The 13,979-nt window shown below is 39.9% G+C and carries 14 protein-coding genes and 1 pseudogene; all 15 read left to right on the forward strand.

What is annotated here, in order from left to right:
- Window positions 1–21: 21 nt before the first annotated feature.
- The 15 genes and pseudogenes from Q1K34_RS13535 (at window position 22) to Q1K34_RS13600 (ending at window position 13,963) form a co-directional block, all read left to right on the forward strand.
- On the forward strand, window positions 22–348 hold the full coding sequence (locus tag Q1K34_RS13535) for a DUF6660 family protein (RefSeq protein WP_041250263.1): 327 nt from the start codon (window positions 22–24) through the stop codon (window positions 346–348).
- A 137-nt stretch (window positions 349–485) separates the two neighbouring features.
- A complete protein-coding gene (locus tag Q1K34_RS13540) occupies window positions 486–4,919 on the forward strand; it encodes a CusA/CzcA family heavy metal efflux RND transporter (RefSeq protein WP_011709079.1) in 4,434 nt (1,477 codons plus the stop codon).
- 22 nt (window positions 4,920–4,941) lie between these two features.
- The gene (locus tag Q1K34_RS13545; RefSeq protein ID WP_011709080.1) at window positions 4,942–6,180 is read left to right on the forward strand and encodes an efflux RND transporter periplasmic adaptor subunit; all 1,239 of its coding nucleotides are present in this window, start codon (window positions 4,942–4,944) and stop codon (window positions 6,178–6,180) included.
- 96 nt (window positions 6,181–6,276) lie between these two features.
- Window positions 6,277–6,615 (forward strand): P-II family nitrogen regulator, encoded by a 339-nt coding sequence (locus tag Q1K34_RS13550; RefSeq protein WP_008613762.1) that lies wholly within the window; start codon window positions 6,277–6,279, stop codon window positions 6,613–6,615.
- Between the two features lie 15 nt (window positions 6,616–6,630).
- Window positions 6,631–7,053 carry a Fur family transcriptional regulator gene (locus Q1K34_RS13555; RefSeq protein WP_008613756.1) on the forward strand — a complete coding sequence of 141 codons (423 nt, stop codon included), beginning with the start codon at window positions 6,631–6,633 and terminating at the stop codon, window positions 7,051–7,053.
- Window positions 7,054–7,079: 26 nt separating this feature from the next.
- Window positions 7,080–7,439 carry an STAS/SEC14 domain-containing protein gene (locus Q1K34_RS13560; RefSeq protein WP_011709081.1) on the forward strand — a complete coding sequence of 120 codons (360 nt, stop codon included), beginning with the start codon at window positions 7,080–7,082 and terminating at the stop codon, window positions 7,437–7,439.
- A 20-nt stretch (window positions 7,440–7,459) separates the two neighbouring features.
- Entirely contained in the window at window positions 7,460–7,711 is a 252-nt protein-coding gene (locus Q1K34_RS13565; RefSeq protein ID WP_013073461.1) for an SHOCT domain-containing protein, read from the forward strand.
- Window positions 7,711–8,253 carry a hypothetical protein gene (locus Q1K34_RS13570; protein WP_011709083.1) on the forward strand — a complete coding sequence of 181 codons (543 nt, stop codon included), beginning with the start codon at window positions 7,711–7,713 and terminating at the stop codon, window positions 8,251–8,253. Before Q1K34_RS13565 ends, Q1K34_RS13570 begins: the two co-directional genes overlap by 1 nt.
- A gap of 261 nt (window positions 8,254–8,514) precedes the next feature.
- Window positions 8,515–8,685, forward strand: coding sequence for an STAS/SEC14 domain-containing protein (locus Q1K34_RS13575; protein WP_341475727.1), 171 nt, complete (start codon window positions 8,515–8,517; stop codon window positions 8,683–8,685).
- A 57-nt stretch (window positions 8,686–8,742) separates the two neighbouring features.
- Entirely contained in the window at window positions 8,743–8,934 is a 192-nt protein-coding gene (locus Q1K34_RS13580; protein ID WP_041250021.1) for an SHOCT domain-containing protein, read from the forward strand.
- Window positions 8,935–8,992: 58 nt separating this feature from the next.
- Window positions 8,993–9,754: a helix-turn-helix domain-containing protein gene (locus Q1K34_RS13585; RefSeq protein WP_011709087.1), complete on the forward strand. Its 762-nt coding sequence runs from the start codon at window positions 8,993–8,995 to the stop codon at window positions 9,752–9,754.
- Between the two features lie 170 nt (window positions 9,755–9,924).
- A pseudogene (locus Q1K34_RS18040) lies at window positions 9,925–10,014 on the forward strand (zinc-ribbon domain-containing protein); the annotation flags it as partial.
- Between the two features lie 57 nt (window positions 10,015–10,071).
- A complete protein-coding gene (locus Q1K34_RS13590; RefSeq protein WP_011709089.1) occupies window positions 10,072–10,962 on the forward strand; it encodes a bestrophin family protein in 891 nt (296 codons plus the stop codon).
- A 15-nt stretch (window positions 10,963–10,977) separates the two neighbouring features.
- A complete protein-coding gene (locus Q1K34_RS13595) occupies window positions 10,978–11,409 on the forward strand; it encodes an MgtC/SapB family protein (protein WP_173362634.1) in 432 nt (143 codons plus the stop codon).
- Between the two features lies 1 nt (window position 11,410).
- Window positions 11,411–13,963 carry a heavy metal translocating P-type ATPase gene (locus tag Q1K34_RS13600; protein ID WP_011709091.1) on the forward strand — a complete coding sequence of 851 codons (2,553 nt, stop codon included), beginning with the start codon at window positions 11,411–11,413 and terminating at the stop codon, window positions 13,961–13,963.
- Window positions 13,964–13,979 lie beyond the last annotated feature (16 nt).

Below are 13,979 nucleotides of genomic sequence, written 5' to 3' on the forward strand. Positions count from 1 at the left end.
ATTTTTTTTTATCTTTGTAGTGTGAAAATTATCGCTGTCATATTATCTCTGTATATATTCGGGCTTAACTTATTAGCCTGTAATGATAGTGATACTTCACAAGTGATTGCTGATTCAGAAGTTACAGTGGTTGCTGCTCAGAATTTAGATATCGACCATTCTCATGATAAAGTAGTAGATTTATGCCCTCCTTTTTGTAGTTGTCATTGCTGCCATGTGCATACGGTAGATTTCGGTTCTTCAAATTTCAAGGCTTTGATTAAGGAAATTCCATCAAAAGCCTTTGTCTATTTTGACAGCTCAGTGGAAGAACCTATTCTTTCCTTTTTAGATCCCCCAAAAGTTTAATTCAGTTTTTTAAAGGATAATTATATCCTTTTTTGACCAAATCCTGGTTCTCATACTAGATCCTTGGTCCTATTGATAGATTTTGTTAGGCACAAAATTATTATCAAGAATTTTAACTGAATTAAATTTTTATTTATATGATTAATAAGATAATCGCATTTTCCATTAATAATAAATTTATTATTGGGCTACTTACCTTAGCGCTTATAGGAATGGGTATTTGGTCCATGTCCACCGTAAACCTGGGATCGGTACCAGATATTACTAACAATCAGGTTCAGGTGATCACCCAGTCACCAAATCTTGCCACTGAAGATATTGAACAGTTTGTAACCTATCCCGTTGAACTTTCGATGGGTAATTTACCTGGGGTTACGGAAATACGATCTGTTTCCCGATTTGGCCTTTCCGTGGTTACAATTGTTTTTGAGGACGATATGGGCATTTACAAACCCCGTCAACTGGTTCAGGAAAAACTAAACGAAGTCAGGGACCAAATACCTGAAAAATTTGGAAGTCCCGCTATGGGACCCATTACTACAGGCTTGGGTGAGATTTATCAATATACGATAAAGCCACAAAAAGAGTATGACACTGTTTATTCCCCTACGGAATTGCGTACCATCCAGGATTGGATCGTAAAGCGTCAAATGACCCTCGTCGAAGGTGTAGTAGAGGTAAATTCATTTGGGGGCTCTATAAAACAATATGAAATTGCCATTAATCCCGAAAAACTGAATGCGTTAAACGTTTCTATTTCCCAAGTCTTCGATGCCCTGCAAAAAAATAATGTTAATACAGGCGGTGCATATATAGAAAAAAATAATATGGCCAATTTTATCCGTGGTGAGGGTTTAATCAGGTCACTAGATGATATAAAATCTATTGTTATCAAGAATGAAAATGGAGTGCCTGTAACAATTGGAGATGCAGCTGAAGAGGTCCAGTTTGGTAGCCAGGTACGCTATGGTGCTTTTACCCAGGATGGCCGTGAAGCTGTTGGCGGTATGGTGCTCATGTTGAAAGGTGCAAATCCTAATAAAGTAATTGCAAATGTTCAGGATCGTATGGAGACGGTAGAACAATCTTTGCCTGAAGGTTTATCAATAGAACCCTTCCTTGACAGAAGTGTTTTAATTGAAAGAACTACGAGTACCGTGACCCAGAATCTTCTGGAAGGTGCTTTAATCGTGATTTTTGCCCTGGTGATACTATTAGGTAGCTTAAGAGGTGGACTTATAACCGCTACGACCATTCCTTTATCACTTCTTTTTGCTTTTATATTAATGAAGCAATTTAATGTCTGGGCCAATCTAATGAGTTTGGGAGCTATTGACTTTGGAATTATTATAGACGGTGCTGTGATCATCATTGAGGGTACGGTATATGAAATACAAAAACGGATGCGTTCCGGCAAAATAAAATTTAATAAGGCTAAAATGGATGAAGTAGCCTATGATGCCGGAAGTACGATGATGGGTTCGGCCTTTTTTGGACAAATTATCATTCTTATCGTATTTGCGCCCATTCTTTTTCTTACGGGGGTAGAAGGGAAAATGTTTCGGCCAATGGCATTTACTTTTGGTTTTGCTATGATAGGTGCTATTTTCTTATGCCTTACCTATGTCCCTATGATGTCTGCTTTATTTATGAAACCAATTCAGAATAAAAAGAACTGGTTTGGAAAGTTTGAACGCTGGCTGGAAAAAGTTAGTGATAAAATTATTGGAGGGATTCAAAAAGGATACATGCCTTTATTAAAAGGAGCTTTAAGATTGAAGTTTATAGTATTGGGGTCTGCGGTTGTCTTACTTATAGTAGCCGGTTTTATCTTTTCCAGAATGGGAGGGGAATTTGTCCCTCAACTTGATGAAGGGGATATCGCCATGCAGGCTTTAATAAGACCTGGAAGTGGTTTGAGTGAAGCAATTGATGTTTCCACAAAAATAGAAGATATCCTTCTTGAGAATTTCCCGGAAGTAGAAACCGCCGTAGCGAGGATTGGGGTTGCCGATATCCCTACTGATCCAATGCCTATGGATATTGCCGATATGTTTATTGTATTAGAGAAGGATATGGATAATTGGACTTCGGCAAGTTCTAAAGAGGAATTGATAGAAAAGATCAAAGAGAAACTTAATGAAGAACTTACGGGAGTCAACCTGGTTTTTAGCCAGCCTGTAGAGCTTCGTTTTAATGAACTGCTTACCGGGGTCAGGGAAGATGTTGCGGTAAAATTATATGGTGAAGATTTAGACCTTCTTGCTGAAAAAGCTGATAAAATGGCTGAAATAATACAGACTATACCGGGCGTAGGAGATGTGAACCCTGAACGAACATCTGGTCTTCCACAAATGACGGTGCGGTTTAATCGTAAAAAAATTGCGCAATATGGATTGGACATTGAAAAGATTAACGATTATATAAGTGCAGCTTTTGCCGGAGGAACGGCCGGAGTGATCTTTGAAGGGGAAAAGCGGTTTGATATGGTTATACGTTTTGATGAGGCGCACCGCCAAAGCATTGATGATTTACGTACCCTCTATATAGATCTGCCGGATGGAACCCAGGTTCCGATTAAGGAAGTAGCTGATATTAGTTATGTACCGGGTCCTATGCAAATTTCCAGGGATAACACCTTTAGAAGAACCTATGTGGGAGTTAATGCCCGCGGGAGGGATGTGGAATCTGTGGTAAATGACATCCAGCAAAAATTGGATGAAGAGTTAGATTTACCTCCAGGATATTACATTACTTATGGTGGGGAGTTTGAAAACCTTCAAAGAGCAAAAGGGCGTTTACAAATAGTAGTGCCCATCGCTCTATTTCTGATATTCGTGCTTCTGTACTTTGCACTCCAATCTTTTTCCCAATCAATTATGATCTATATAGCCATTCCACTGGCGGCTATTGGAGGAATATTTGCTCTTTGGTTAAGAGATATGCCGTTTAGTATTTCAGCTGGTGTAGGCTTCATTGTATTGTTTGGGGTTGCCGTTTTAAACGGGCTGGTGCTTATTAACAGGTTTAATTCCTTAAAAGAAGAAGGGGTAACCAGTATAAAAGATAGAATTTTTACAGGAACCAAAGAACGAATACGACCTATTATGTTAACAGCAACAACAGATATTTTTGGATTTCTGCCGATGGCTTTTTCATCGTCAGCAGGAGCTGAAGTACAACGACCCCTTGCTACGGTTGTTATTGGAGGCATGCTTACAGCTACCTTACTTACTCTGGTTGTTCTTCCTGTCCTTTATACATTTGTAGAGAAGAGACGAGAGAAAAAGGAACAGAACAAGCTTGGTTCTTCCAATTCACGATCTTTAGCCACAATTTTGATAATTGGATTGATGTTAGGCGGAACCTTTTCCGTAAATGCACAATCTGATGAAATGTCATCGGAAAATCCAATACAGGATTCTTTACAAACTATTAGTTTGGAAGAGGCTAAAGAAATGGCAATCCAAAACTTTCCACAATTAAAAGCTGCCCAACTTGAAATTGAAAGTGAGGAAGTATTGCGTAAAACCGCTTATGATTTTGGGAATACCCAAATCTTTACAGGAAAAGAAGAGGTAGGAAATGGTTCTGATGGGATCTATACCCAAATTGGTGTTCAACAACAAGGCATAGATGTTTTTGGAATAGCTCCCCGTTTGAAATTACAGAAAGAAAGGGTGGCACTTGCTGAAAATGCCTTAGAGCTATCTACTATTGAAATTGAACGTGAAGTAAGCAGGGCCTGGACATCTGTTTATACAACTAAAAAGGCGTATCAGGTATATAGAAAAATGGATTCAATTTTTGAAGATATTGAAAGGGCTGCAAGAATCCGGTATGAGACAGAAGCTACCTCTAAACTGGAATATCTTGCTACCTCCAACCAGGCGAACGAGGTTAAAATACAGCTGGAACAGTCATACCGAAATTACCTGAAATCAATACAGCGTTTAAACCTATGGTTTGTTAGTGATACGATTTATGATGTACCAGATTTGCCTGTTGAAACTTTAGACAAACCTTTAAACTTTCTGGTAGAGTCGCTTGAAAATCATCCGTTGCTACAGGTTTCGGAACAAAGGATAGATGTTGCCAAAGCGGTTACCAGAGAACGAAAATCTGAATTTTTGCCCAAATTTCAGGGTCAGTACGGTAGGCAGGAAATAGCCGGGCAATCGGGTTTCTTCCAATATCAAATAGGAATTCAAATTCCGTTATTCTTTGGGCCTGAATTAGGCCGTACTCAGGAAGCAAAAGTGAATCGAAAGATTGCAGAGCAAAATTTTTACCAGGATAAACTCGAATTGGAAACCGCCTATAAAAATATGCGGGAAGAATTCATCAAATGGAGAAATTCATGGAATTATTATAAGGATGAAGCGCTTCCCTTGGCTAAAGAGCAACAAGATGGATCAGTGCTGGCCTTTAAGGAAGGCGCTATCGATTATGTGACATTTCTCCAAAATATAAGAGATGCCATTAGAATCGAGGTAAATGCCTGGAGTGCTTTTAACGATTATCTCGACAGCCGTTACCAACTGGAATATTACCTTAAGAATTCAAATTAAAAATTAAAATAAGAAAATCGATATGAATACAAGATCAATAAATATTCTAATGCTTGCCTTAACGCTCAGCATATTCTTTGGATGTAAAGAAAATCCTGCGGCAGGGGAAGATGCTTCCAGTGAAACTGCAACTACTAATACCGAAGAAGGTGAAAATCACGGTGAGGAAGGAGATGAAGAAGAAGGAGGGATGCGTTCGGTACATCTTTCAGAAATGAAATTCAATAGTCTGGGGATTAAAGTAGATACCTTGCCTAAAAAAGCTTTGTCCGGTATTGTGGAAGCCAATGGCCAGTTAGAAGTGCCGCCACAATATGAAGCTACCGTTACGGCAATTTTAGGCGGTAATATAACTTCTATAAAGGTTATTGAGGGGGATAAGGTAAATAAAGGTCAGGTGTTGGCTTATCTTTCTCACCCAAATTTAACCAGAATGCAGTCTGATTATATTAATGCATATAGTAGGATGCAATTTTTGGAAAAGGAATTTGAAAGACAGAAACGTTTATATGAAGCAGAGGTAGGATCTGGAAAATCTTTTCAACAAACCCAATCAGATTACCAGTCTGTACAAGGTGAAGTGCGGGGGTATGAATCACAGTTACGGCAGTTAAACCTAAATGCTTCCCAGGTTAGAGACGGTGAATTATATGAATATATTCCGGTAGTAAGCCCAATTGGAGGTTATATTGAAAAAGTACTGGTACAGGTAGGACAATATGTAGACCCTCAGACCAGTATGTTTATGGTAGTTGATAATGAACATGTGCATGCCGATCTAATGGTTTTTGAAAAAGATATTTATAAGGTGAAAGAAGGCCAAAAGATTGCGTTTACACTGGAATCGGTTCCAGGCAGTAATTTAACCGGGGAAATTTATTCAGTGGGGAAACAATTTGAACAAAACCCCAAAGCGGTACATGTGCATGCAGAAATCGATAATAAAGAAGATTTTCTAATTCCGGGGATGTATATAAACGGAAAAATCAGGACCGGTGAAGAAGCTGTTCCTGCCTTACCGGAAGAAGCAATAATTGAAGAAGAAGGAAATCCCTACATCTTTACGGCCCAAAAACACCAGGAAGATGGTGAAACCGAATGGGAATTGAAACCAGTGCAGGTTAGAACGGGAATAAATGAAGATGGTTGGGTTGAAATTAAACTGCTGGAGCCTCTGCCTGAAGGTACGTTGGTTGCCTATAATAATGCCTATTATCTGGTTTCTGAAATGCAGAAAAGCCAGACTTCCCATGGTCATTAAATTAAAAAAATTAGATGGATGGACTCTCTGTTAAATGTTTGTCTTAATTAAAATTCCAGAGGGTTCATCCTTAATACTAAAATTAATATTACAGCAATGAAAGAAATAAAAGCATTTATAAAACCGAAACGAGTTCAAAAAGTGATAGAATCCCTTAGTGAAAGTGGATTCAAAAGTATGACGCTTTCCCAGGGGGAAGGTACCGGGGCTTTTAAAGCAAAAGGCGCATCACCTTCTTTAGATTTCCGTGTAACAGACAGTCCGGTTGTAAAGTTAGAACTGGTATGTCAAAACGAAGAAGCACAATCAGCAATAGATATTATCCTTGAGAATGCAAAAACAACTGAACCCGGTGACGGAATAATTTATCTTTCCGATATTGAAGATGCCTTCCAGATAAAAACCGGGGAATCCATAAAGCGTTACGACCCCTAAATACTTTTATAGCAAATGGAAAAAATAGTAAAAAAGTTGGAAAGCAAAGGCATCCGCCCTACGGCAATGCGCTTGATGACCTATAGACGGCTGGCACAACTGAATGTGGCCGTTAGCTTAGGCGACCTTGGAAAGGATTTCGAAAGCTCGGAAAGGAGTACGCTTTTCCGTACTATGAAGACATTTGAAGAAAAAGGAATCGTGCATCAAATTGAGGATGGCACCGGCATCATTAAATATGCCCTGTGCGAAGACAATTGTGAATGTGAGGTGGGAAACGACCTTCACTTACATTTTCATTGCAATAGTTGCGGGGAAACCGTGTGCCTTACAGAGCACAAAATCCCTCAGATAAACCTGCCCGAAGGCTATGTGGCAGAGGATATCAATCTGGTGGCCAAGGGAGTCTGTGAGAAATGTAGCAATGACTTGGATTAAGTTTTTTGATTTAAAAAATTGGAACAATGATGAAAATTTATAAGAAAGAAAGCAAGGTATATATGGTAGCTCAAAATAGATTGGATGCTACCGATTATGACAATTTGATATCTCAATTAAAAAACCATATACAGTCAAACCATAAAGTGTACTGGTATATTGAAATGGAAAATTTTGAGGGGTGGACCGCAAGTGCGTATTGGGAGGGCATTGAACTGAAACTTCCGAATGAAGAACGCGTTAAAAAGGTTGCATTGGTGGGAAATACAAAATGGCAAGAGCAATTTACGGAAGTTTTGATACCCTTTACAAGGGCACATATTAAATGCTTTAGCCCTGAAGAAAAAGATTTGGCCAAGGAATGGATGGAGAAAGGAAATCATTAAAAAAGTTAAATAGAAAGATTATGATGGACAACTGGAATTTTGGGGGAATGCACTGGATATGGTGGGGACTTTGGATAATTCTTATCTTTTGGATATTTTTAATTCCTTACCCCACCCCTGGACAAAAACGGAAAAAAGACGGAGCAATGGAAATTCTAAGGGAGCGTTTTGCACGGGGCGAAATAAGCGAGGAAGAATATAAACACCGGGTAAATATTCTTCAAAATAAAAATGAACCAAAGGACCAGAAAAAAATTAGGCAGGAAAAATAATGGGAAAAGGACAACTAACTATATTTTTTTTAATGCTGGCTCCTATCCTGCATACCCAAACTATATACAGTACACGGGAGGGGCATATCCTTATAAAAGCTAATATAGATGGCAAGGCATTTAAGGCGGAAAGCCATCAACTTTCCATGTTTTTTGATTACACAAGTAAAGAAATTACGGGTTCCATAAATTTGAGAACTATAGACACAAATAATCCACAGCTAGCCACCTATCTTAAAAGTACTCAAGCACCTATATGGATAAGATTTACCGGGAAGGTCCCGGTTGAGGATTTCCTTTTGCGCCCACATGAACCAATTGATTTTAATTGGTTGGTAACGATCAGGCTTCCTAATAAAGAAGTGCAAAACTACTTTAAAGCGACATTGACCCACATCCCCCAAGGTCCTACATTTTCCTGTCTTTTAAGTGCCGGTGGATTTATAGAGAAAACTATAAGCCCAAGCTTAAATCAAGTGGTTCCTGGACTTGAAGGATCCATAGAAATAAAATTTGCCCAGCTTATTTTAAAGAAAGAGTGAATGCCATTTAATTCAAAATAACATAGAAAGATGAAAAAGTATAAATAGAATCCCATCCTCTTCCAGTAGTGCCTTATTAAAATAGCGCTGGGGAGATGTAATAAGTGTAAATAAAATATCCTCCTGCCGTACAAAATTTGTACCGCAATTAGGGAGATAGATGTGATATATAAATATTTCCGTCTTATCATTTTTCGCTTATTACTAATAATGTAAAATTTTGAGGGGTGGACCGCAAGTGCGTATTGGAAGGGCATTGAACTGAAACTTCCGAACGAAGAACGCGTTAAAAAGGTTGCATTGGTGGGAAATACAAAATGGAAGGAACAGTTTACGGAAGTTTTGATACCCTTTACAAAGGCACATATTAAATTCTTTAGCCCTGAAGAAAAAGATTTGGCCAAGGAATGGATGGAGAAAGGAAATCATTAAAAAAGTTAAATAAATTTAAACAGAAAGATTATGATGGACGACTGATATTTTGGGGGAATGCACTGGATATGGTGGGGGCTTTGGATAATCCTTATCTTTTGGATATTCTTAATTCCTTACCCCACGCCGGGACAAAACAGACGGAAAGATAAGGCTATGGAAGCCCTGAGAGATCGATACGCCCGGGACGAGATAAGCGATGAGGAATTTGAACAAAAGAAGAAAGTCCTTCAGGATAAGAAGAAGTAGTTATAAGGCCACAGGTATCGAAGCCGATGGCACCTATGGCATATAAAAGAAGGTAAAAATGAAAAAACGGAAAGTATTTGTTTTTATATTCATTGGATTAGCCCTTGGCTTATTTATAATACAGCCCCTGGCTATTTCACTCCACATGTATGACATGCAGGGAGATAATGGCGAATGGTGGAAATACCTGCTTGCTTCATATCAGCAGGAATTTAGAGTATGGGATTTGGATCAAGCCATAATCAAATTGCTATTTGGACTGCTGGGCATTGCCTTGTCGCTTATGTTTATGGTCAGGCAAAGAATATTTCAATTGACCGGAAGAAGAGATAAGCTGGAGGAGATCAGAGAGCTGATTGCGGCAGGAGAAAACCAGCAAGTAGAATTTAAATCTACCTTGAGATGGGATTTGAGGCAGTTTAAACCGAATAAGGCTTTGGAAGACGTAATAGCAAAAACAATTGCCGGGTTTATGAACACCCAAGGAGGGCATTTAATTATCGGAATTGATGATGAAGGTAGTATTCTGGGGCTGGAACAGGATTATGGTACTTTAAAAAAACCTGGCAAGGACGGGTTTGAGCAATATATAATGCAATTGGTGTCCCTCAAGTTGGGTACCCATTTTTGCACTTTGGTTAAAGTGTCTTTTCACCAATTTGAAGAAAAGGATATCTGTTATGTAAGGGTTCACAAATCACAAAAACCTGTGTATTTGAATTTGGGCGATCGTTCGCATTTCTTTATCAGAACCGGGAACGGAACCCGCGAGTTGGATATGCCCGAGGCGTTGGAATATATGGAAACATACTTAAACTAAACAATATGGGATTTTTAAAACATTTATTAAGAGGAAATTATGGTCATCATTCCAACAAGCATCAACGTAAAAATAATGCCCCAAGATTTAATGAACCCAAGGTTGTTGTGAGATGTACAAAATGCGGCAAAAACAATCCTGAAAATGCTTCTTTTTGACAACATTGTGGCGAGCCTTTAGGTAAAGTAAAATGCATAAGTTGTCAAGAACCAATACCTATGGATGCAAAATTTTGTTCTAAATGTAGCAATGAAGTATAGTTTACATTATGAGAATAAGCAAACAACTTATTGAACGGACTTAAATAATTTTTAAATATGCTCTTAAATAAGCGGATATCAATTTTTGACTTCTTGAAAACCATAAAATTTGACCTGATATTTATCGGTAGTTATTCAATTCTGGTTGGCTATATGGACCAATATGGTTTTTTGTCAAAAATCTCTATTCCAATTGCAATAACCGGCGTTTTTGGTACTGCGGTGGCTCTACTTTTGGGTTTTCGAACCAATCAAGCCTATGAACGGTGGTGGGAAGCCCGTATTATTTGGGGGGCTATTGTCAATGATTCCAGAACACTGGTCAGGCAGTGTGTGTCTTTTTTTGCAAGGGGTCAAGGAGGCTATCAAAAGATGGTGAAAGAGATGACCGATCGTCAGGTAATCTGGTGCTATGCCCTAGGGGAATCGTTGAGGAAACTACCCTTTTCCACTCGGGTTAAGGTATACTCAGAATCCTATGGGATTAAAGCATTTAATATTCCTAATGCTTTATTGTCACAACACTCTGAAACTTTGTTAAAGGCAAAAGAAATTGGTATGGTCAATGATTTTCAGCAGGTACAGATAGACAGTACTATAGCCAGGTTATGTGATTCAATGGGCAAATGCGAACGTATAAAAAATACTGTCTTCCCCAAAGCACACAGCTTATTGATTCATTTGATCATCTACGTTTTTGCTACAATGTTGCCTTTTGGATTGGACGATAAAAATATAGCAGTTGAAATCGCTATAACATTTATTATACCAGTCATTTTCATTGCCATTGAAAAAACATCCATACTCATGCAGGATCCCTTTGAAAACGACCCTTTGGATACACCCATGACTGATTTGGCCGAAACGATAGAAATAAACATTAAACAAATGATAGGTGAAACAGATGTTCCTGTAAAGAAAGAGCCAACAGATTATTATATTTTATAATACAAGATGAATACAATGGATTTTCAAACTGAAATAACACTGATACCGAGATTATTTGTCGCTCTTTTACTAGGTGTCCTGATAGGACTCGATAGGGAAATTGACGGAAATGCGGCAGGAATTAGAACGTATGCAGCCGTTTGCCTTGGGGCCGCATTAATTACAATAATCAATACTCATATTGAAGTAACTGACCAAACCCGCATTGTCGCCAATATTGTTTCCGGTATTGGGTTCCTTGGTGCAGGAATTATTTTTAGGGATAGCGCGAAAAATTTAATTTCCGGTTTGACTACCGCAGCTACAATTTGGGCCACTGCCGCGGTTGGTATATCAATTGGGTTTGGTATGTACCTCATTGGAAGTGTTACATCCGCTTTTCTTATTCTATTATTGGTTTCACATCATTTCCCTTTTTTGAAAAAACATAAAACAAACAATACCTAAAATGAAAAAATTACAACTTAAAATTCCGGTACTGCTACCTCAGGTGCCAAATGAAAAAGATACCTGTGTACAAAGACTTATTGAGGAATTAGAAGCCAAAGAAGGTCTTGAAAAAGTGCATATAAAAGATGATCAGGAAGATACGGTTCCACAATTGTGCTTTCATTATGATCCGGACATTATCTCTATTGACCGAATTCAATCATTGGCAGAAAGAACCGGGGCTGAAATTACCGAGAAATATGGACATTTGCTTATAGAGGTTGAGGGGATTAGACATACCCGGCATGCAAGGACTATAGAAAAGAGTCTGCTGAATATCAAAGGCGTTTTGGAAGCTTCCGCCAATGCGGGAGGAATGATCCGTTTAGAATATGATAAGCGTGAGACCAGTTTTGATGAAATAAGTGCAAAGTTAGAAAAAGAAAACATAAAAGTTAATAAAAGCTCCTCTGCTGAGAATAAAGGCTTTGAACCTGCGGAAAAGAATCCTCAAAATTTAAATAAAAAAAAGGCAAAGGGCAAAGAAGAACAAAAGCATAAAGATAACGAAGTCCAGAATCATATGGAAGGTGAAAGCCACGGGGCCGGGGAAGAACATTCCCACGCCCACGGTGGTGTTTTTGGAAAAAACACCGAACTTATTTTTGCCATCATTTGCGGTGCCCTTCTCGGAATAGGTTTCGGATTGTCCTACGTGGACTCGATACCGGATTGGGTCAGCTTGTCCCTCTACATAGGCGCCTACTTTTTTGGAGGTTATTTTACCGCGAAAGAGGCCATACAGACAGTGGCCAAAGGTGGTTTTGAAATCGACTTTTTAATGTTGGTCGCCGCCATCGGTGCCGCTGCTTTGGGCGCTTGGGCGGAAGGTGCCTTGTTACTGTTCCTGTTCAGCCTCGGGCACGCTCTTGAACATTATGCGATGGAGAAAGCCCGAAAATCTATTGCGGCACTGGCAGATTTAGCACCGAAAACGGCCTTGCTAAAAAAAGATGGAAAGACCAAAGAAGTTGGTATTGAAAAGTTGAATAAAGGCGATATTATTGTAGTTAAGCCAAACAGTAAAATATCTGCCGATGGCGTTGTGGTCGATGGTAAAAGTAGTGTCAACCAAGCCCCCATCACAGGGGAAAGCGTACCGGTGGATAAAATTCCTGTGGAAGATACGAGTAAGGATTATTCGGCAGACGATGATATAAAGGACGAAAACCGCGTTTTTTCCGGGACTATCAATGGCAACAATACGCTTGAAATAAAGGTAATCAAAGAGGCAAAGGACTCTACACTGTCCCGATTGGTAAAATTGGTGAACGAGGCCCAGACCCAAAAATCGCCCACCCAGTTGCTTACCGATAAATTTGAAAGATATTTTGTGCCTTCCGTACTGGTATTGGTAGTGTTGTTGCTCTTTGCTTTTCTGGTCATCGATGAACCGTTTAGTGCCAGCTTTTATAGGGCTATGGCCGTATTGGTAGCTGCCAGTCCCTGTGCCCTTGCGATTTCGACCCCGAGTGCGGTATTGAGCGGTGTTGCACGAGCGGCCCGTGGCGGGGTACTTATCAAAGGGGGTCGTCCTTTGGAAGACTTGGGGGTTATTACCGCGCTCGCCTTTGACAAGACGGGTACCCTGACCGAAGGAAAGCCAAAACTTACGCAAGTAGTACCACTTGGGGATATTTCAGAAAATGAACTTCTCAAAATTGCAGTAGCTGTGGAAAGTTTGAGTGATCATCCCCTGGCAAAAGCTGTAGTTCGCGATGGAAAGGAGCGGATGGAAGGCGAGGAAATACCTGATGCAACCGATTTGGAAGCCGTGCTTGGCAAAGGTATAAAAGCGTCATTGGGCAATGACAAAATCTATGTCGGTAACCTCGACCTGTACGAAGGGCTTGATGAGAGCACCCCTTCCGAAGAGATAATAACGAAAGTCCGTGACCTCGAAGGTGGGGGAAATACTACGATGCTTATTCGGAAAAACCAAGAATATATAGGTGTTATTGCCCTAATGGATACCCCTCGCGAAGCTGCCAAGGAAACCCTCAAAAAATTAAAGGAAATCGGTATCAAACGAATGATTATGCTTACTGGTGACAACCAAAAGGTTGCCGATGCCGTGGCGAAAGAAATAGGATTGACCGATGCTTGGGGGAGCTTGTTACCAGAGGAAAAAGTGGATGCCATAAAAGAGCTAAAGGAAAAGGAATCCAAGGTGGCAATGGTAGGCGACGGGGTAAACGATGCACCCGCAATGGCGAACAGTACCGTGGGCATAGCAATGGGAGCGGCTGGAAGCGATGTGGCCTTGGAAACGGCGGATGTTGCCCTAATGGCCGACAAGTTGGAAACCCTGCCTTTTGCTATTGGCTTGAGTAGAAAAGCAAAAGCTATTATCAAGCAGAACCTTTGGGTAAGCCTTGGGGTTGTGGCACTGCTGATACCGGCCACCATTTTGAGCTGGGCAAACATAGGGATAGCCGTGGCATTTCACGAGGGGTCTACCTTGGTGGTCGTGGCCAATGCGCTACGCCTTTTGGCTTATAAAAAAGATTAGAAAAATTGGGACTTAG

It is taken from the genome of Christiangramia sp., from assembly GCF_029937855.1.
Classification (GTDB): Bacteria; Bacteroidota; Bacteroidia; order Flavobacteriales; family Flavobacteriaceae; genus Christiangramia.